This window comes from Pseudomonas sp. 43mfcvi1.1 (genome assembly GCF_900115935.1).
Lineage (GTDB): Bacteria > Pseudomonadota > Gammaproteobacteria > Pseudomonadales > Pseudomonadaceae > Aquipseudomonas > Aquipseudomonas bijieensis.
The window spans coordinates 17,114-37,327 of the sequence record NZ_UETT01000002.1 but is presented as its reverse complement, the minus strand read 5'-3'; the positions used below and the strand labels follow the sequence as shown (position 1 = coordinate 37,327).

The 20,214-nt window shown below is 63.3% G+C and carries 15 protein-coding genes; 4 read left to right on the top strand and 11 right to left on the bottom strand.

Translation table 11 applies throughout. The features are described from left to right. Positions 1 to 40 precede the first annotated feature (40 nt). Positions 41 to 622: an alpha/beta hydrolase gene (locus DTP52_RS03490; RefSeq protein ID WP_109751875.1), complete on the bottom strand. Its 582-nt coding sequence runs from the start codon at positions 620 to 622 to the stop codon at positions 41 to 43. A gap of 213 nt (positions 623 to 835) precedes the next feature. Continuing rightward, complete coding sequence (locus tag DTP52_RS03485) at positions 836 to 1,081, bottom strand: DUF2789 domain-containing protein (protein WP_109751874.1); 246 nt, start codon at positions 1,079 to 1,081, stop codon at positions 836 to 838. A 149-nt stretch (positions 1,082 to 1,230) separates the two neighbouring features. Here DTP52_RS03485 and DTP52_RS03480 point away from each other — a divergent pair, with 149 nt between their 5' ends. Beyond that, positions 1,231 to 1,755 carry an NfeD family protein gene (locus tag DTP52_RS03480; RefSeq protein ID WP_109751873.1) on the top strand — a complete coding sequence of 175 codons (525 nt, stop codon included), beginning with the start codon at positions 1,231 to 1,233 and terminating at the stop codon, positions 1,753 to 1,755. Between the two features lies 1 nt (position 1,756). Next, a complete protein-coding gene (locus DTP52_RS03475) occupies positions 1,757 to 2,518 on the top strand; it encodes a slipin family protein (protein WP_109751872.1) in 762 nt (253 codons plus the stop codon). A gap of 132 nt (positions 2,519 to 2,650) precedes the next feature. Here DTP52_RS03475 and DTP52_RS03470 read toward each other — a convergent pair whose 3' ends face one another. Genes DTP52_RS03470 through DTP52_RS03450 form a run of 5 tightly spaced genes read right to left on the bottom strand, consistent with a single transcriptional unit; the run spans position 2,651 to position 14,069 of the window. Beyond that, positions 2,651 to 3,592: a sulfotransferase family protein gene (locus DTP52_RS03470; RefSeq protein ID WP_109751871.1), complete on the bottom strand. Its 942-nt coding sequence runs from the start codon at positions 3,590 to 3,592 to the stop codon at positions 2,651 to 2,653. Continuing rightward, the gene (locus DTP52_RS03465) at positions 3,580 to 4,365 is read right to left on the bottom strand and encodes an aspartyl/asparaginyl beta-hydroxylase domain-containing protein (protein ID WP_109751870.1); all 786 of its coding nucleotides are present in this window, start codon (positions 4,363 to 4,365) and stop codon (positions 3,580 to 3,582) included. Before DTP52_RS03465 ends, DTP52_RS03470 begins: the two co-directional genes overlap by 13 nt. A 12-nt stretch (positions 4,366 to 4,377) precedes the next feature. Beyond that, positions 4,378 to 5,892 (bottom strand): TolC family protein, encoded by a 1,515-nt coding sequence (locus DTP52_RS03460; RefSeq protein WP_109751869.1) that lies wholly within the window; start codon positions 5,890 to 5,892, stop codon positions 4,378 to 4,380. A gap of 40 nt (positions 5,893 to 5,932) precedes the next feature. Further along, on the bottom strand, positions 5,933 to 13,171 hold the full coding sequence (locus DTP52_RS03455) for an Ig-like domain-containing protein (RefSeq protein ID WP_109751868.1): 7,239 nt from the start codon (positions 13,169 to 13,171) through the stop codon (positions 5,933 to 5,935). Positions 13,172 to 13,223: 52 nt separating this feature from the next. Continuing rightward, a complete protein-coding gene (locus tag DTP52_RS03450) occupies positions 13,224 to 14,069 on the bottom strand; it encodes a sulfotransferase (protein WP_109751867.1) in 846 nt (281 codons plus the stop codon). Positions 14,070 to 14,373: 304 nt separating this feature from the next. On the opposite strand from DTP52_RS03450, the gene DTP52_RS03445 reads away from it, so the two are divergent. Next, positions 14,374 to 14,961, top strand: a complete 588-nt coding sequence (locus DTP52_RS03445; protein ID WP_109751866.1) for a phage tail protein — start codon at positions 14,374 to 14,376, stop codon at positions 14,959 to 14,961. 45 nt (positions 14,962 to 15,006) lie between these two features. After that, on the top strand, positions 15,007 to 15,318 hold the full coding sequence (locus tag DTP52_RS03440; RefSeq protein ID WP_109751865.1) for a hypothetical protein: 312 nt from the start codon (positions 15,007 to 15,009) through the stop codon (positions 15,316 to 15,318). Positions 15,319 to 15,466: 148 nt separating this feature from the next. Here DTP52_RS03440 and DTP52_RS03430 read toward each other — a convergent pair whose 3' ends face one another. From DTP52_RS03430 to DTP52_RS03415, 4 genes are read right to left on the bottom strand one after another with little or no spacing between them, the layout of a single operon-like run. Next, positions 15,467 to 15,958, bottom strand: coding sequence for a GNAT family N-acetyltransferase (locus tag DTP52_RS03430; protein WP_109751864.1), 492 nt, complete (start codon positions 15,956 to 15,958; stop codon positions 15,467 to 15,469). 9 nt (positions 15,959 to 15,967) lie between these two features. Next, complete coding sequence (locus DTP52_RS03425; RefSeq protein ID WP_109751863.1) at positions 15,968 to 18,064, bottom strand: efflux RND transporter periplasmic adaptor subunit; 2,097 nt, start codon at positions 18,062 to 18,064, stop codon at positions 15,968 to 15,970. A gap of 1 nt (position 18,065) precedes the next feature. After that, positions 18,066 to 19,385, bottom strand: a complete 1,320-nt coding sequence (locus tag DTP52_RS03420) for an efflux RND transporter periplasmic adaptor subunit (RefSeq protein ID WP_109751862.1) — start codon at positions 19,383 to 19,385, stop codon at positions 18,066 to 18,068. After that, positions 19,382 to 20,158 (bottom strand): efflux RND transporter periplasmic adaptor subunit, encoded by a 777-nt coding sequence (locus DTP52_RS03415; RefSeq protein ID WP_109751861.1) that lies wholly within the window; start codon positions 20,156 to 20,158, stop codon positions 19,382 to 19,384. The genes DTP52_RS03420 and DTP52_RS03415 overlap by 4 nt, the downstream gene beginning before the upstream one ends. Positions 20,159 to 20,214: the final 56 nt, after the last annotated feature.

The following is a 20,214-nucleotide window of genomic DNA, read 5'->3' as shown; positions in this document are numbered from 1 at the left end:
TCCCGCCCCAGACCGCCGGGAGACGGGGGGCGCTAAAAATTCAGGCGCGACGCAGGGCGTGATGCTCCATGCGATTTTGCAGACGATAGAGATAAGCGAACCCCTGCTCCCAGCGTTGGTGGCCGGACTTCACGTTGATATGCCCCGCCCCCGCCAGGATGCCGGCCTCGGCCCCCCAGTTGCGTGCCAGCTCCAGGGCGCGCGGGGCGCTCACGGCGGCGTCGTTGTCGGAGCTGACCACTTGGCTGGGGAACGGCAACAAATCAGTGGGAATCGGCGCGAAATTGCGCAGCGCCGGGGCGCAGGCCGGCCGCTCGACATCCGCCGGCGCCACCAGCAATGCCCCACGCACCTGTCGCAGAAACTGCACCGGCGCGGTGGCGGCCCAATGGGCAACCGTGATGCAGCCCAGGCTATGGGCAATCAGGATGACCGGCGTGCTGTCGGCGGCGATGGCTTCGGCCAAAGCCGCGACCCAATCCTCGCGCCGAGGCGTCAACCAGTCGGCCTGCTCGACCCTGGCGCTGTTGGGCAGGCTGTTCTGCCAGTGGGTTTGCCAATGATTTTCTGGCGATCCTTGCCAGCCCGGCACAATCAGGTAGCGAATCGATTCGTTGCGCATGGGTGCTCTCCTGCGTGTCTGTTCCCGGACGAGTATAGGGAGGAGAGCTATATTCTTTAAGGAATAAGAAGCTATTTGTTAATACTTAAAACGAATAACAAGTCAACACCGTGGGAGCGAGCCTGCTCGCGATGGCGATATGTCCGTTACATCAATGTCGACTGACAGTCCGCTATCGCGAGCAAGCTCGCTCCCACAGGTTTCGTATGCGCCTCACTCGCTACGCCCCTTGCGCAGCAACACGTCCAACTGGTCCACCACTTCCGCCCAGTCCGCATCCTCGAGGATTTCTTCACGCAACAATTGCTGCTGGCTTTCGCTCCAGAAAAACGCGTCAGCCAAGTGCAGCTCAGGCTTGAGGGGTGAATGGGTCGCGATGAATTTATCGATCTCAACGGCGTCGTCGGACAGGCCCAATTGCTTGAACAGCGCGGGCAGGCTGTGGATCGGGGGTTCCATGGGGGGGCTCCTGGCAATAAGACCGATTGTTGGGTTCTTTCCCGCAGTCTAGCCCCTCATTGACCGCCAGACTGATCAAAATTCAATCAACCCTCGACTCGACTAGACTTTGAATAACATCCCGACGAATACACGTTGCGGAGGGTCCTGTGAACATTCACTGGTTGACGCTTGCGCTGCTGGCGATCAGCGGGCCTGCGTTCGGCGCCGATAGCCTCGTGCTGCCAGGCACCGATCCCCTGGGTTTCTGGCTGGTCGCCGTTGGCGTGGCCTTGCTGGTCTTCGAGGCGGCCCTGCCCAATTATGGCGTCGCTGGGCTGGGCGGCATTGTCCTGTGTGTGATTGGCGCGGTCATCCTGACCAACGCCGATGTGCCGGTTCCCCTGATGATCGGCCTGGGCCTGGTCAGCGCCTTGCTGCTGATCGCCCTGCTGGTCCGTGCGTTGAAAACACGACCACGCCAACCCGTCAGCGGCGACGCCGCATTGCTGGGCAACATCACTACGGTGACCGCGTTGCAGGGCGGGAATAATCATCATGGCTGGGTCCAATTGGAAGGCGAACGCTGGCAGGTGGCAAGCGCGACGCCGCTGCGCCCTGGGCAAGCGGTACGGGTCATCGCCCGCAAGGGTTTGCTGCTGGAAGTGGCCCCCGCTGATCCACAAGGAGTCTGAGATGGGCATGCAAATCGGTTTTGCGCTGCTGTTGTTGCTGTTGATCGCACTGGCGGGGGCGACGTTCCGGATCCTGCGCGAATACGAACGGGCAGTGGTGTTCCAGCTCGGTCGGTTCTGGCAGGTCAAAGGGCCGGGGTTGATCCTGCTGATTCCGGTAGTCCAGCAGATGATCCGCGTCGACCTGCGCACGATTGTCCTCGACGTGCCGCCCCAGGACGTGATCACCCGGGACAATGTCTCGGTGAAGGTCAACGCGGTGCTGTATTTCCGCGTGCTCGATCCGCAGAAAGCCATCATCCAGGTGGAAAACTTCCTCATGGCCACCAGTCAACTGGCCCAGACCACCTTGCGTGCGGTCCTGGGCAAGCATGACCTGGACCAGTTGCTGGCCGAACGCGAGCAATTGAACAGCGACATCCAGCAAGTACTGGACGCCCAGACCGACGCCTGGGGCATCAAAGTGGCAAACGTCGAGATCAAGCATGTGGATCTCAATGAATCGATGATCCGCGCCATCGCCCGACAAGCCGAAGCCGAACGGGAACGCCGGGCCAAGGTGATCCACGCCGAGGGCGAGTTGCAAGCCTCGGAAAAACTCATGCAGGCCGCCGAAATGCTCGGCCGCCAGCCGGGTGCCATGCAACTGCGCTACATGCAGACGCTGGGGTCGATTGCCGGGGACAAAAGCTCCACCATCGTCTTCCCGTTGCCGATCGAGTTGCTCAAGGGGATGGCGGAGTTGTCGCCCAACAAGTCTTGATGGGCGAAGCGGACACTATCCTTGTGGCGAGGGAGCTTGCTCCCGCTGGGCTGCGAAGCAGCCCCAGAATCTGGCGGTCGCTGCGCAACCGAGCGGGAGCAAGCTCCCTCGCCACAGAAGCGTTTTGTCCAGTTACGTGGTCAGTGACTTCAACGCTTCATAGGGCCCCTGCGCCCAACGCATGACCTGCTCACGCAACAGCGCCGAAGCCTCCCGGCGCTTGCCCGCGCTGTCCCTGACAAATGCCTGCCCCGGCTGCTTGGCATGCTGCCCCGCCATCGCAAACACCTGCTTGCGCTGTGCGTCATTCAGCCCGAAAAACACCGCCAGCCGCCCTGCCATCGCATCAGGCAACTCAGCGTAGTTAACCGCCAGCCCGGTAAATTCATGGCAGTGCCCCAGCCCCACCTGCAACAGCCGCCCCAACCGGCGGGCGATGAAATCCTCCTGACCGCTGAAAGGCGCTCCATCGTCCAGCACACTCGCGCCAATCATCCCCGGCACCATGTGCATACCGGGGCGGCGCAGGTGGGAGACGGCGATTTCCAAGGGGTCGCGGTACACGAACAACCAAGGCGTGTCGGGAAAACACTCACGCAGCAGTGGCAGCTCACCGATGTTCCAGGCGTCCAGCTTGACCACCAGGCGTTGCTCCACACCTCGGCGACGCTGCCCATAGGCCGACATCAAGCCCTTGAGCGCCACGCACCGCTCGGCAGGCGGCAAATCGCTGCGCAGCAACGTATCCAGGGGCGGCGGTTCAGAGATGACGATGTGATCGTCCAATTGGGCGAGCATCTGGCTGATCAATGTCGAACCACAACGCGAGGCATGGAAAATGAACGCACTGGGCGCAAGGCCCGGGCTTTGTTGCCGCCACTGGCTCAGAACATCCAAGGACGTCTGGCGGCGAAACGCCTGGTTGAAGGGCAGGCGCAGGGCGTCATCCACGGCATCGCCAAAAAACGGTTGCAACAGTCGCGTGTCGCCAAACCAGCACCAATCGACCTGCCATTGCGCGGCTTCTTGCCATAGGCGGATCGGCAGCCAACCGTGCAGATTCAGGTCTTCCACTGATCTCTCCACCGCTGGCGACCATTGCGCATCGCCGCCCGCAATTCTTCCCGAGTGAAATAAAGCCCTTGCTCAGCCCCCAGCGCCAGCGCGGACGCTATGAAAGCGTCCGGGTCATGCAGGCTCTGCAGAGCCCGGGCAAGGTAAGGGTCAGCTTCTACGCGCCGCTGAAAGCGGACAAGATCGCTTTGCCCGGCGCCAGCGGCGGGCGTGGTGGGCAGCCCATCGGCAATCTGCTGTTCCAACCATGGTCCTGGGCGGCAATCGAGCACCAGATGAACTCTCGGTGCGGCGCTGCGGTTATCGACGCGATGAGGCCGCGCCAAGTCGAGGAACCAGCACTCGCCCGCCCTCATCGGAATGATTTGCCCATCCAGGAAGAAGTCCACCTCAGGCGGGCTGAGCAGCGGAACGTGCAGGCGCAAGTCGGCGTCCGGCCCACCCAGGTCATAGTCACGATGCTCGTGAATGCACCCACCCGGCCCGAGCCGCAGCAGCCGGGCCGAGACGATCTCCAGGGGCCAGTCGCGCAACGCTTCATGCCAACGGCCATCCTTTGACCAAGGCGCGCGATGCAGGGGCTGGCCGCGTCCGGGAGCCAGCTCGGTAACGGCATCGGCCGCCGAAATCAGCGCCACGCCGCTCCAGTCGCCGCTGTGATAGGCACTGTTGAAATGCCCCTGCCAGCGCTCGTCTTCAATGGCCGCCAGTGCCTGCAACAGCAACGGCAGATCCACCGCCACCGGCAGCCGGGAAAACGCCGGGCGCGTCATGCAAGCGCCCGATTATTGGGTCACCGTGGCCGTCTTCGGCAGCGTGATATCGCCCTGGGCCCAGGCCGCTTCGCGGTTGGCCAGCGCCGTGGCGATCGACTGGACTTCGGTCGATTGCACTTCGTTTGGCAGCGGGTCGAGGCCGGCGCTGGCGAAGATCTGCCCGTAGGCGTTGCGCAGATCGGCGTAAGCCAGGTCCCGGCGCAGATCGGCCTGCAGGGTGTTCAGTTCTCCCTGGATCAGGTCCAGCTCGCCGATGCCGGCAGCCTGGTGACGGCTGCGCAACTGACCGACAATCTGCCCGTCGATGTCCGACAGCTGCTGACTGGTCTTGAACTGACGCAGCGCTTCGCGATAGTTGGCATTGGCCACGTACAACTGCGCCAGCACGGCAATCGACATCGCCTGGCGTCGCGCCGACGCCACTTCTTCACCGGCCTTGGCCACATCGATGGCCGCCGGGGCGGAAATCACGTTGAACAGGTTCCAGGTGACTTTCACGCCATAATCGGCCCAGCCCTGCTCCACCAGGAACGAGTTGCTGTCGTAATGCCCGCCAGCGGAGAACTCCAGCCCCGGCAGCAGGCGCAGCATGGCCTTGCGGGTTTCAGCGGCGGTGATGCGGGTCTGGTAATCCTGCTCGCGCAGTTCCGGACGGCTGGCCAGGGCTTCCTGTTCGAGACGGGCCAGGTCGACCTTGAGTTCCGGGATGTCATATTCATCCTGGGTCGCCAGGGTCAGCTCGGTACCCAAGGGCAAGTTGATCAGGGTCGCCAGTTCGGTCTTGGCCAGGGACAGCGCCCGGCGTTGCTCTTCGAGCTGGCGGGTGGCCTGGATCAGCGAGCGCTGGTAGCCCAGGGCCTGCACCGGGTCACCGATGCGCTGTTCGCTCATGCTCTGGCTGTTGCCGCGTGCCGTCTCGACCCGGGCCATCAGGCTGTCGATCTGCTTGAGCAAACGCTCGGCGGCCATGGCTCGCCAGTAGGCCGAACGCACGTCCTGGACGATGGTGTTGATCACCTTGCGCCGGCGCTCCTGCACGATCAGTCGCTGGTCCCCGGCCTGCTTGGCGCTGATATAGCTGACGCCGAAATCGAGCACGTTCCAGACCATGGTCAGGTCGGCCACCTCGCGGTCGCGGTCCTGGGAGGTCGACGGTTCCAGGGACTGGGTGCCGGTTTCCACGCTCTGGCTGCTGGAGGCATTGACGTTGTTACGGCCCACATAACCGGCGTCCAGGGCCATGCGCGGCAGCATGTCGAAACTGGCCAGGTCCAACTGACGCTTGGCCAGGGCTTCCTCCATGATCTTCAAGCGACCTTCGAGGTTGTACTTCACTGCCCGGGCCATGGCCTGGTGCAGGGTCAATGGGCCGCTGAGGGGCTCCTGGTCCTTGTACATGTTTTGCAGGTCGGTTCGGGCGCGCTGTTCGCTGACGCTGCGATCGATCGGCTCGCTGGTGACCGCACATCCACTGACCACCAACGCCAGCAAACTCATACCGAATAACTTCTGACTTCTATTCATTCCCTGGATTGCCCCTGGCTGCCCCAATATTTTTTTAGAATCAGGCCTGCACCTGGCTGATGCCGACCTGTCGTAACGCGGTTGCCAGGCTATCGACCTGACGCTGTTCAGTGTCCTTGAGATGTTGCAACTGCTGACCCAGGGTAGGCGCCCCGAACATCCCGCGCAGCCCTTGGGACACATCGCCACCCTGCATCGACTGGCTGCCGAAGGCGTCCATCGATTCGCCCTCGGAAGTGGCGTCCTGGTTGAACAGGGTCGACAGCGTGCTGCTGCCGAACACCCCGCCATCGCCACCACCAAAGCCCAGGAACCCTTGGCCGGAGCCATCGCCGGCGGCGTCATTGCCGAACACCTGGGCGATATAACTCGGCGCCAGCGCGCCATGATTGATGAAAATACTTCCTATCGGCTGAGTCCCGTTGCCCAGGTCCCGTTGCTCGAACAGCGGCGGGAAGCCCAGCGGCGTACCCAGGTTGCCGGTCGGCGGGGTAAAGACGATCGGTTGCAACGGCACCTCGGACGGTGGCGTAACCGTGACCGGGTCGGAGGTCAGGAACTCCGGCGGCGGCTTCACATCGTTGGGCACCACGGTGTCGATCGCATAGTTGTTGGACACCGCCACGCTGGCCCCGGCGTTGCCCGACAGGTCGCTGACGTTGCTGGTGTCCAGGGCAATGAAGTTGCTCGGGTCGGTGAGGTTCACTGTCGGCGTGAAGGTGGCCGTCCAGGTCTTGCCGCCGTCACTGGTGGTCAGGTTGGTCAGTTCACCGTTGGTGACGCTGAGGTCCGACAAGTCAAAATCCGTCACTGCTTCGCTGAAGGTGAAGGTCACCTGGGTCGTCTCGCCCACCGTCAGGTTCGGGTCGGCGACCACGATGGTTGCCGTCGGCCGGGTGGCGTCGAGCGCGTAGTTGCTGGAAATCGCAATGCCCACGCCGGCGTTGCCGGCCAGGTCCTGCACAGTGCTGGCGTCGAGCAGGATCAGGTTGGTGGCGTCGTTGACGCCTGCGGTAGGCGTCAGGGTCGCTGTCCAGGTCAGGCCGCCGTCATTGCTGGCGAGGTTGGACAACACGCCATTGGCGACACTCAGATCCGACAAGTCGAAACCGGACACCGCCTCGCTGAAGCTGATGGTCACCGTCGTACTCTGGCCGATGCCCAGGGTGGTGTCGCCCACGGTGATGGTGGCACCAGGGCGAACCGTATCGATCGCGTAGTTGTTGGAGACCACTACACCGACACCGCTGTTGCCCGAGGCGTTGACCACACCGCTGGTGTCCAGGCTGATCAGGTTGCTGGTGTCGGTGATGCTGGCGCTCGGAGTGAACGTGGCCGTCCAGGTAACGCCGCCGTCGGAAGAAGAGACGTTGCTCAGCGTGCCGTTGCTCACGCTCAGGTCGGTGTTGTCGAAACCGCTGACCGCTTCCGAGAAGGTGATGGTCACCAGTGAGGTTTCCCCCACCTTGAGCGCGTTGTCGGCCACCACGATCGTAGCCGTCGGTACCTGCGTCTCGACCGCATAGTTGGCCGAGTCGGTCGTGCCTGTCCCGGTATTGCCCGCCGCGTCGCTCACACCGGTATTGTCCAGGGTGATCAGGTTGCTGGCGTCGGTCACGCCCAGGGTCGGGGTGAAGGTCGCGGTCCAGGTCAGGCCGCCATCGCTGCTGCTGACCGCGCTTAACGTGCCGTTGGCAACGCTCAGGTCAGCGTTGCTGAAACCGGTCACCGCCTCGCTGAAGGTAATGGTCACCTGGGCGGTTTCACCCGGTTTCAATACCGAATCGCTCAGCACGATGGTGGCGGTCGGACGCTGAGTGTCGACGCTGTAGTTGTTCGAATCGGTGGTGCCGCTGCCAGCGTTGCCCGCCAGGTCGGTGACGCCGCCGTTGGCAAGGGTGATGACATTGCTGGTGTCGGTGATGCCAGCGGTTGGCGTAAAGGTCGCGGTCCAGGTGATGCCGCCATCACTGCTGCTCAACCCACTGAGCGTACCGTTGGCAACGATCAGGTCGGCGTCGGTGAAACCGGTCACGGCCTCGTTGAAGGTAATGGTCACCAGCGACGTCTCGCCCGCGGCAATGGCCGTGTCGGCCACGACAATGGTCGCCGTTGGGCGCACGGTATCGATGGCATAGTTGTTCGAGTCGGTGGTGCCGACGCCGGCGTTGCCCGAGACGTTGACGACACCGGTATTGTCCAGGGTGATCAGGTTGCTGGTATCGGCAATGCTCGCGCTCGGTGTGAACGTGGCCGTCCAGGTGACGCCGCCATCGGACGACGACACGTTGCTCAACGTGCCGTTGCTGATGGTCAGGTCGCTATTGTCGAAACCGCTCACCGCTTCGTTGAAGGTGATGGTCACCAGGCTGGTTTCGCCGATGTTCAGGGATGTATCAGCCACCACGATGGTCGCCGTCGGCACCTGCGTGTCGATCGTGTAGTTGGCCGAGTTGGTCGTGCCGGTTCCGGTATTGCCCGCCGCGTCGCTGACGCCGGTGTTGTCCAGGACGATCAGGTTGGACGTATCCCGCACGCCGAGGGTTGGCGTGAAGGTTGCGGTCCAGGTCAGGCCGCCATCACTGCTGCTGACCGCACTCAGGGTGCCGTTGGCAACGCTCAGGTCAGCGTTGGTGAAACCGCTCACCGCCTCGCTGAAGGTGATGGTCACCAATGAGGTTTCGCCGACACTCAGGCTGGTATCGGCCATGACGATGGTCGCCGTTGGGCGCACGGTGTCGATGGCATAGTTGTTCGAATCGGTGGTGCCAATGTTGAGGTTGCCCGCCAAGTCAACGATGCCACCACTGTTGAGCGTGATGACATTGCTGGAGTCGTTGATGCCTGCGGTCGGCGTGAAGGTTGCGGTCCAGGTGATGCCGCCGTCGCTGCTGCTCAGCCCCGAGATCACACCGTTGGCGACGGTCAGGTCGGCACTGGTGAACGCCGTCACGGCCTCGTTGAAGGTGATGGTCACCAACGAGGTTTCGCCAGCGGCAATGGCAGTGTCGGCGACAACGATGGTCGCCGTTGGACGCACGGTATCGACGGCATAGTTGTTCGAATCGGTGGTACCCACGCCGGCGTTACCCGAAGCGTTGATCAAGCCGGTATTGTCCAGGGTGATCACGTTGCTGGTATCGGAAATGCTCGCGCTCGGCGTGAATGTGGCGGTCCAGGTCACGCCGCCGTCGGTGCTGCTCATGGTGCTGAGCGTACCGTTGCTGACGGTCAGGTCCGAATTGTCGAAACCGCTGACCGCCGAGTTGAACGTCACGGTGACCAATGACGTCTCGCCGATGCTCAGGGTGGTATCGGCAATCACGATGGTCGCCGTCGGGACGTTGGTGTCGACCTGGTAGTTGTTGGAGTTGGTGGTGCCGGAACCGCTGTTGCCCGCCGCATCGCTGACCCCGGTGTTGTTCAGGGTGATGACGTTGGACGTGTCGGTGACGCCGAGGGCCGGGGTGAAGGTGGCTGTCCAGGTGAAGCCGCCGTCACTGCTGCTGACCGCACTCAGCGTGCCGTTGGCGACGCTCAGGTCCGAATTGTCGAAACCGCTGACCGCCTCGGAGAAGGTAATGGTCACCAGCGAGGTTTCGCCGACGCTCAGGGCCGTATCGGCGACCACGATGGTGGCGGTCGGGCGCAGGGTGTCGACGAGGTAGTTGTTGGAATCGGTGGTACCGCTGCCGGTATTGCCCGCTCCGTCCGCCACGCCCGTGTTGTTCAGCGTGACCAGGTTGGTGGCATCGTTGACGCCCACGCTCGGCGTGAAGGTGGCGGTGTAGGTGATGTTGTCGCTGGTGCTCAGGCCGCTCAGGCTGCCGTTGGCCACCGTCAGGTCGGCCAGGGTGAAACCCGTCACAGGCTCGCTGAAGGTAATGGTCACCACCGTTGTTTCGCCAATACCGATGGTCGAGTCGGCGACCACGATGGTGGCGGTCGGACGCACGGTGTCGATGGCGTAGTTGTTGGAATCGGTAGTGCCGCTGCCGGCGTTGCCCGCCGCGTCCGTCACCCCGGTGTTATCCAGGGTGACCAGGTTGGTGGTGTCGCTGACGCTGGCACTTGGCGTGAGCGTGCCCGTCCAGGTGATGCCGCCGTCGCCGCTGCTCAACCCGGTGATCGTGCCATTGGCGACCGTCAGGTCAGCGGTGGTGAAGCCCGTCACCGCTTCGTTGAAGGTAATGGTCACGAGGGACGTTTCGCCAACCCTCAAAGCGTTATCGGCGACCACGATGGTGGCGGTCGGGCGCACCGTGTCGACGGCATAGTTGTTGGAACTGGTGGTGCCGCTGCCGGCATTACCGGCCACATCCACAATGCCGGTATTGGCCAGGACGATCAGGTTGGTGGCGTCGGTGATGCTGGCGCTCGGGGTGAGCGTCGCGGTCCAGGTGATACCACCGTCGCTGCTGCTCAGCCCGCTCAGGCTGCCGTTGGCCACCGTCAGGTCGGCCAGGGTGAAACCCGTCACCGCCTCGCTGAAGGTAATCGTCACCAGCGATGTTTCGCCGATGTTCAACGCGGTATCGGCCACCACGATGGTGGCGGTCGGGCGTAGCGTGTCGATCGCGTAGTTGTTCGAGTCGGTGGTACCGGTGCCGGTGTTTCCGGACAAGTCAGCAATACCGGTATTGGCCAGCGTGATCAGGTTGCTGGTGTCGCTGACGCTGGCGCTCGGGGTCAGTGTCCCGGTCCAGGTGATGCCGCCATCGCTGCTGCTCAGCCCGGTGACCGTACCGTTGGCCACCGTCAAATCGGCGGTGGTGAAACCGCTCACCGCTTCGTTGAAAATGATGGTCACCAGCGACGTTTCGCCGACACTCAACGCAGTGTCAGCGACCACGATCGTGGCGGTCGGACGCAAAGTGTCGATAGCGTAGTTGTTGGAGTTCGTCGTTCCCACGCCGGCGTTGCCGTTGAGGTCCGCCACGCCAGTGTTATCCAGGACAATCAGATTGGAGGTATCGGTGATCGCCGCGTCCGGCGTCAGGGTGGCCGTCCAGGTGATGCCGCCGTCGCTGCTGCTCAGGCCGCTGATCGAGCCGTTGGCCACGGTCAGGTCGGCGGCCGTGAAACCACTCACCGCTTCGCTGAAGGTGATGGTCACCACCGAGGTTTCACCGACTCTCAGGGCGGTGTCGCTGACCACGATGGATGCCGTCGGCGCCACGGTGTCGTTGACCACGTAATTGTTCGAGAGGGTGGTACCCACGCCAGCGTTGCCGGCCAGGTCGGCGACCCCGGCATTGTTGAGGGTGATGACGTTGGTGGTGTCGGCGATGTTGCTGGCCGCGGTCAGCGTGCCGGTCCAGGTGATGCCGCCATCGCCGCTGGTGAAGGAGCCCACGGTGCCGTTCTGCACCGTCAGGTCCGCCGCGGTAAGGCCCGTCACAGCCTCGGAGAAGGTGATGGTTACCGTCGACGTGCCACCGGAGTTCAGGCTGGTGTTGGCCACCACGACAGTCGCTGTGGGCGGCGTCTCGTCCGGCACATAGTTGGTATTGATGGTGCCGCCATCGCCGTAGACGTTGGCCACCGACGCCGGCGAAACACCCGCGGTACCCGCACTCGTGCCACCCACGCCACTGCCACCGACGTTGCCGGCCAGGGCCGCAAAGTTGGCCGCGGTGATCAGGATCGAACCTTTGTTCCAGATGGCGCCGACACCGACGCCGCCGGCACCGCCCGTGTGGGTGTAGCCGCCACCGGCGCCACCGCCCCCACCACCGCCGCCCGCGCCGACGTTGTTGGAAATCACTGAGTTGCCAATGATCCGCAGGGTCGCGCCGGTATCGTTATAAATACCGCCGACCGCTCCGCCACCGGCGCCGCCAATATCGTTATAGCCGTCGCCGCCACCACCGCCGCCGATGGACAGCCCACCGCTGGTGGCCGTACCGCCCGCGGAGCCGGTGCTATAGCCCGGATACGCGGAACCGCCAGCCCCACCGGTGGAGGAGCCGCCACGCCCGCCCATGTTGAAGAAACCACCACCGGCACCGCCCTGCCCAGCCGAGCCGTTAGAGCCCGTGGCGTTGAGGGTGTCGCCACCCTTGCCGCCGGTACCGCCAGTGATCGCGCCGCCACCGCCACCGCCACCACCGGCGTATTGCGGCGTCACACCACCACCGCCGCCACCGCCAGAAGCGGCGTTCGCGGTGACCGTTACGTTGCGCAGGGTCAAGGTGCCGGCGTTGTAGATACCACCGCCCTTGGACACCAGTGCATCGTCGCCACCATTGCCGCCGTTGCCCGCCGTCATGCCCCGGGTGATCACCAGCCCATCGAGGGTTGCCGTCGTCCCGGCTGTCACGTTGATAATCTGGGTACGGTATTGCCCGTCGAGGGTGACGTCGGCCACGTTATCGTTGTTGAGATCACCATCGATGGTGACGTTTTTATTGACGTCCAACACCTGGGTCAGCGCGACGGTCATGCTGGTATTGAAGGTGACGATGTCGCCGTTCTGCGCCGAAGTCAGGGCAGCGCGCAAAGAACCGACACCCGAATTGAGGTTGTTGGTGGCGGTCCAGGTGGCCAGGCCCCATTGGTAGTCGCTCATGGCGCTGGCCGAGAGCACATTGGCGCTTTCGATGTTGCCGGTGGCGATTTCCAGGTCCCAGTCACCGCCAAGGCCGGTACGGTCGTTGGACGCCGCTACATCGCGGCCGGTCAACGTCGCCAATGAATCGACCAGGCTCAGGCCGCGATCGCCTTCGGCGGTGTAGCAGCCGTAGATCAGGATATCGCCACCGACGTTCATGTCCTGGCCGATCTGCGCCAGCACTTCGCTGCGGGCCTGGACGTTATCCGCCGAGAGGTAGCTGTTGCCCAGCCACAGATCACCGGCGTTACCGTGGGCGATGATCTGCACCGAGCTGATGCCCTGGTGGGTGTCCAGGTAATCGGCGATCTGCTGCAAGCCGTCCTTGGTGGCGTCCAGTTGCACCACCTGGGTACCGGGCGCCACGCCTTCGAGCAGGCTGGCGGAATCCTTGACCCGTGAATCGACGAACACCACGGACTTGCCCGGCACGGCGGCCTGGGTGGCATCGACCTGCCCCTGCGGTGCATGGGTGTCTGAAGCCTGGTCGGCCGTGGGTGTCTTGGCCGCCTCGGCGGTGGGCTGGGCGTCCGGTTGCGCGGCATCGGCCACGGTAGCGGCCACCGCGCCATCGAACAGCATTCGCGGCTCCAGGGACATGATCATTGGCGATGCCAGGGCCTGTGCACCCTCGGTTACCCGCGACTTAGCTTTGCTCCACCACATGACGATCACCTGGACTCGAACTTCTTGAACACGCAAATGAAAAAAACCGCGATCAGCTGGTCGCGGCGTCGGTTTTCATACGAATGACATTGGCAGCGCTGGCGGAACCATCGCGCCAGAACGACAACTCGGCATACTTTTCAAACAGATCCGGCGGCAGCAAGGTCCGCCGGGCTTGCGGCGCGACCTTGGGCTTGACCTTGTGCAGGCCGGCAACACCCAGGGCCTGGTCAAAGGCCGGTGCGTCGTAGGTCAAGTGATTGAAATCGTGTTCGAACCAGGGCTCGCCGATGAACTCGTACACCAGCCGCATGACCCGCTCCGGGGCCTGGCTCAGCAGGTCGTAATCGACAATCAGCAGCGACTCGGCGTTTTCGCCGTAATAGGCCTCTTTGAGCGCCGTCCAGGCAAACCCTACCAGGCGATTGCGCTGGGCCAGGGTTTCGCAGCGGCTGTAGACGGTATTGCGCTCGTCATCGTCGTTGAACAGCTTGGTGTTCTCGAACGGGTTGGCGCGGTAGAGCCGCTCCAGGCTGTCGAGTACCCAGGCGACGTTGCGCACACAGGCGATGGTCTTGGCTTGGGGGAACAGATCCTGCAGGGCCGGCAGGCGCGCGCACCATTGGCGGTTTGTATCGAAGATGACAGGTTTATCGGCTTTGTCGGCGTAGTAGGAATCGAAGAGTCCGCGCAATAGGCGGCGACGCAGGTCGGTGTCGATCACCGAGCCGAACTCACTGCCGGCACTGCATTGCTGCAGGACGCTGCTGAACAGCGAACCGACGGGGCTGGTCATGCCGGCATGGAAGCGCGGGTTCTGCAGCAAAATGGCAGAAAGCAGGGTCGAGCCCGAGCGCGGTAGACCGGAGATAAAGTGAAACTGCGGCAATCCCTTCACCTTGTTTGTAGTCCTTTTGTACGCAAGCGTAGCCGAGGAAATAATCGCCGCCTAGTAGTACTTTGATATCAAATTCATCCAGGTCCGTAAAAAAGATGGACGGTATAGGCGCAATACGAACCTGAATCGTTTAAGCCAATCGACAGCATTTTTCCGCCCTTGCAGCCTGCAGAATCAAACATCCCGGTCTACGCTCAGCCGTGCGTGACCAGGCCAGGGAGTGAAGAAGTCGGGCTGATCGCAATCCTCTCCCTCGGACCCTGTCGGCATTGCCAAATAAACAATCTGAAGGGATGAGGAATCTATGGAAGTATTTATGGGCACCATCCAGCCGTTTGCCTTTAACTTCGCCCCCAATGGGTGGGCGCTGTGCAGCGGGCAGACACTCGGCATTTCCCAATACCAGGCGTTGTTCTCCCTGCTCGGCACGTACTACGGAGGCAACGGCACCACCAACTTCATGCTCCCCAATCTGCAAGGCCGCACGCTCTTGGGACAAGGCAACGGCCTGGGCCTGACTCCGCGTGTCATCGGCGAAGTCGCCGGCACCGAAAACGTCACCCCGACGATCAACAACCTGCCCACCCACTCTCACACCATGGCGGGACTCACCGCCTCCACCACTCTGCAACTGGCGAACCCGGCCAGCAACCCGGTGAACACACCAACGTCCACCAATTCGTTCATCGGCACCTCGGGCACCGGCCCGGGCGCGGCCAATATCTATTCCGACCAGCTAGGTGCCTCGCCGATACCGGTCAAGGGCGTGAGCACCACCATCGACGGCACGATCTCCCCGACGGGCAACGGCTTGCCGCTGGCGATCATGAACCCGTTCCTGGCGATCAACTTCAGCATCGCCTTGAACGGTCTCTTCCCGTCCCGTAACTGATCAATCGTCGGAGGGCTTCGGCCCTCCGACTGTTGGAGAGTCGATATGCTGCAACAGGTTCACAGCCACCATTTCCAACCACTGCTGGGCCAGACCAGCAGCCTGACCCTGCCCGACGGCAGCTCTTTGCCGGTGCGGATCGAGAGCCTCGCGCAAACACCCCGGTCGAAGTTGCCCAACAGCGAACGCATGCCGTTCAGTGTGGAATTCAACAGCCTGGAAAGCACCGATTTCGTGGATGGGTTATGCGCCCTGGAAGTGCCTGAACTGGGCAGGCTCGAAGGGGTGTTCGTGTCGCGGATACCGCCCATGGGACGGGATCCGACGCTGGGGTATTTCTACATCGCATTTAACTGATCGCACAAAACTTGAGTTCACAACAAACCTATTGTGGGAGCGGGCTTGCTCGCGAAGGCGGTGTATCAGTTGGCAAATTTATTACTGACCCACCGCCTTCGCGAGCAAGCCCGCTCCCACAGGGATTTATGGCGTCTGCAAGATTGGGTCAGTTGCCTTTCGGATACCAGACCAGCCGCTCCGCCGCCGGGCTGCGCTCCTGCACCTCGAAACCCAGAGCCAGATAGTGCTGGCGCGCGTGGGGGTTGCTGGCCCAGACCACGGTCGCCACCGGGCAACGGATCTGTTGCGCGGCTTTCTGCACCCCTTGCAGCACTGCCCGACCGTAACCCTGCCCGCGCGCCTGGGGGATGAACGCCAGGTACAGCACGCGAATTTCATTGGCGCCGAAATCCGTGCTCAAGGCACCGATAGCGGTGCCGAGTTTTTCCACGACGTAATGCATGGCGTTGGGGAAGTTCTCGCCCAACCCTTGTTCCTGCACCTGGAACTGCTGGGCAATCACCTGTTGCACCTGCTCATGCTCACCGTCGATCCATTGCAGGTCCGGCCGCGCCGCCTGGTAGAGGCTCTGCAAGAACGGCCCGTCGCTGACCCGCGATGGACGCACCACCAATCCCTCTGCCGCCACTGAATCCATGTCTGCTCCTTAAAAGCCGCTTTCCCTGACCCCCAACGCCGCCAACCGGCGCCAGGCCGCTCCCAACACCGACTCGCCCTTGCCCTGCAACACCGCCACGCCACGCAACGGTTGCACCGGAGCCAACGCGTCATCGACCGCACTCAGGCGCACGCCATATTGCGCCTGCACGGGCTCAGCCCGTTGCTGCGAATCGCGGCGTACCGCAATCGGTCCGTGATGATCGGACGTCAACGCTTGCTGTTCGACCCAGGCCACGCCGTTGGTGTCGATTTCATTCAACTGCACGGCAATCGAGGCGTGCATCGGATCGTCAGCGATGAAGCGTCCCGTGGCACCCGGTCCGACCCGCCAAAGCTCGGCTTCGGTCAGGTATCCGCGTAACCGCGAATCGGTCTGCACCACCCGCGCCAGCACCTGCGTGGGCGACAACCAGCGCCCGACCGGGAGTTGTGGCAACAAGTCGCGCACCTGGCCGGCATGGGGCGCACGCAACAACAGGCGTTCACGCTGGGCGACCAGGCCCCGGTACTCGGCCACCGCTTCGGCCAGTTGCTGTTCGATGATGCCGGCATCGGCGGCGGTTTCGCTGCGCCCGGCCTGGCGGCGCATCTGCAACTGCTGGATCTCGATTTCCCGACGCACGATGGTCAGGCGCGAGGCCATGTCCGGCGACTCCAGCTCGATCAGCACATCGCCCTGGGCCACGGTCTGGCCGTCGTGCACGTTCACCTGCTTGACCCGCGCCGCCACCGGCGCGTGCAAGGCACTGGCACGCCCGGCCTCGAGCATGGCCGGCACTTCCACTGCGCTGCGCCAGGGCAGCAACAACGCCAACAGCAACGCCAGCAGTGCCAGGGCGCTCAGGAACACCCGTGCACCATGGGCCTGCTCGCGGCGACTCCACCATTGCCGCCATTCATTCACGATGGGCATAAAAATGAACCACACCAATTCCACCATCATCAGAAAAATGCCCAGCACCTTGAAGAACAGGTGATAGACCGCCAGGGCAATCCCGAAAAACAACAACGCCCGCCATAACCAGGAACCATAGCCCCACACCAGCAAACGGCGACGCATCTTCGGCGACCAGGGTTCCGGGGCCGCCGCGCCATAACCGAACAAGGCTTCGCGCAGGCGCCAGCGGCACAGGGCGAACGCCCTCCCCTGAAGGTTGTCCACCGCCCAGAAATCACTGAGCAGGAAATACCCGTCGAAGCGCATGAAGGGGTTCAGGTTGATGATCAACGTGGTGATCCACGTGGCACTGGCCAGCATGAACGCTGCCGTGCGCGCCGGCCCGTCGGGCAACAGCGACCAGGCCAGCAACGCGACGCACGCCAGCAGCAGCTCGGCCAGGACCCCGCCGGCACCGATCAGCAGTCGCGCGCGACGATCGTTGATTCGCCAGGCGTCGCTGACGTCGGTATAGAACATCGGCAACAGCACCATGAACGCCACACCCATGCTTTGCACACGACAACCGGCGCGCTTGGCCATGAAGGCGTGGCCGAATTCATGACACAGCTTGGCAAAGAGCAACGCCGTCCCAAAGGCCAGCGCACCGCCCAGGCTGAACAGGTGCGGAAAGGTCGCGACGAAGCGCTGCCAATCCCGTGAAACCAGGAAAATACCCAGGCCCAGGGTCAGCGGCAGGCCATAGCGCAGGATCCCGGGGCCGAACCGCGCCAACCAGGGCCAGGCACGATTGAGAAAGGCGTCCGGGCGCCACAGCGGAATACGAAAAAACAGGTATTGATGCAGCAGGATCTGCCACAGGGTCTGGCGCTGGGCGGCGGTCTTGAATTGATAGCTGTCGCGCTGTTGCGGGTCCATGGCACTGATCAGATCGTGACCGCGCAAGAAGCCCAGCAGTTGCTCCAGGGATTCGCCATTGAGCGGCAGGCCCGGCTCGCGGTTCGCAGCTTGCAGCACTTGCTCCGGATCACCCAGGGACCAGTGCCGCAACATGCGCATCGCCGCCGCGCCAAGCTTGAAATAGCGCCCGCGCACCGGATCGGCCAGGGTCCATTGGGGCGAACCATCCGGGTCCGGGGCTGCCGGGGACAATTGCAGGTCCGGCCGCAGGCTCGGCAGCTCCATGCTACAGACCTACGCTCTGGCGCAGGCCGGCCAGTGGCCGACGCAACAGGTACAATGCCAGCGGCGCACGGTCGCCGAAGACCTTCGCCGTGCCCCGCAGGCCGATGCGCGGCGCGGCCGCATCGAAACGCGCATCCAACCGATACGCCAGTTGCCCGGCGGCGGTAGGCTGCGCTTCATAGGCCGAACGCTCCAGCCAGGCCAGGTGTCGCTGCAACGGATCACTGTCGAGAAACAACGCCACTTGCGCACCGGGCTCCAGGGCAATCGCGTCGCCCACCGCCAATTCAATGCGCAACTCGGCCTGGTTCGGATCGGCGATTTCCATCAATCGCTCGCCGGTCTGCACCGGTTTGCCGAGCCAGCGTTCGGCATCGGCGAACACTGCAATACCATCGCGTTCGGCGCGGACTTCGCTGCGCTTGAGCAGTTCAAGCGCGTAGTTGCGTTCGGCGCGTTTCTGTTCGACACGGGCGGCCAGCAAATCAATTTTCGAACTCGACTCTGCGTCGGCAAACGAGCGCTGGGAATTGGCCTTGAGTTCCGCCTCGGCCACGCCCAACGCACGCTCGGCGACATCGGCCTGGGCCTTGAGGCTGGTGCTTTCGAAACGCAGCAGCAGGTCACCGTTCTTGACGGTCTGGTTAGGCTTGACCAGGAACTCGGCGATCACCCCGTCCAAAGGCGCCGCCACCACCTGCCCGCCCAACGGCACCACTTCGGCCGGGGCCAACACGGACTGGCGCACCGGAATCAACAACCCCAGCAGCAACACCGCCACCAGGGCGACCTGGCGCTTGCGTGTCCAGCGCAGGCGCCACGGCTTGCGCGGTTGCAGCGCCAGCCAGGCGTGGCTGTAGGTGTCGCCCAGTTGCGACAGCAGCACTTGCTCGGGCGGGGTCCATGGAAGGTCGCGGGCCAGCCACAAACCGCCAAACACCTGGCCCTGATGATCGATCAATGGCAGCCAGAAGACTTGGCCGGCCGACAGGCTTCGCCAGTCTGCCCGGATGGATTCGTTGACCAGATCGGCGCTAATCACCCGGGCCTGATTCAGTACGCCCTGCTTGAACAACTGCGCCACTGCCTGCTCGACGAACGCCACAAATGGCGCGTTCGGCTCCACGGCACTGACACCGGTCACGGCCTGAACCTTGCCAGCGATCAATAACGCGGCGTGGCGAAAGCCGAACAGGGCCTGGCCGTCGTTGACCAGGCTGTAGCTCAACTGCGCCGGCGTACGCGCGGCCCGCGTCTGGCGTTCCAGGTCGAGGAAGCGGGCGAACACCTGTTCGGCGCTGCCCGTTATCGGCGCGTTCACTTGGGCTCCGCGAAACGCGCGGTACCACTCATGCCGGACAGCAAGCCGCTGGCATCCGGCACGCTCGCCACCAGCAGCAAGGTTTGGCTGCCCTCATCGATGCGCGCGCCCAGGCGCTTGACCGTCGCCTGCAACGGCTTGCCGGTTTCATCGGGGACAAAGGTGAAAGGTTGACCGGGCTTGAGCCGGTCCATCCAACGCGAAGGCACCAGCAGATGGATCTCCAGGGTGCGGTTGTCGACCACATCCAGCAACGGCGCACCGGCCGCCACGCTTTCATAACGCTGGACCTTGCGCGCCACCACTTGCCCGTCGAACGGTGCGATCACGCTGCAGCGCTTGACCTGGACCTGATACACCTGGGACTGCGCCTGAGTCTCGCTGAGCCGGGCCTCGGCCCGCGACACTTCAAACCGTCCGACTGATTTCAAGGCCGCCAACTGCCGGTTATGCGCCAGTTCTTCACCGGCACCACGGCTGGCCGCCTGGGCCGCGTTGAGCTGGGCCTGATACGCCGAGCAGTCGAAACGCGCCAGGGTGTCGCCCTTCTTGAACGACTCGCCCTCACTGAACGGCAACTCGACGATACGCCCGGCCAACTCGCTGGCCAGCACCGCCTGATCCCGTGCCCGAAGCACCCCTCGCGCCTCGTTGCCAGACGCACTGGCCGAGACGTTGCTCTCAAGCAATGGATCGTCTGCTACAGGCGTTTGCGCCTGGACACCGCACGTTACAAAGGCCAATCCCACAACCCAACTACTCAAACGCCGCATGACCGTTACTCCCTGACGGATGGGCGGAGTCTACGACAGCGGTGAGAGGCGTCAAG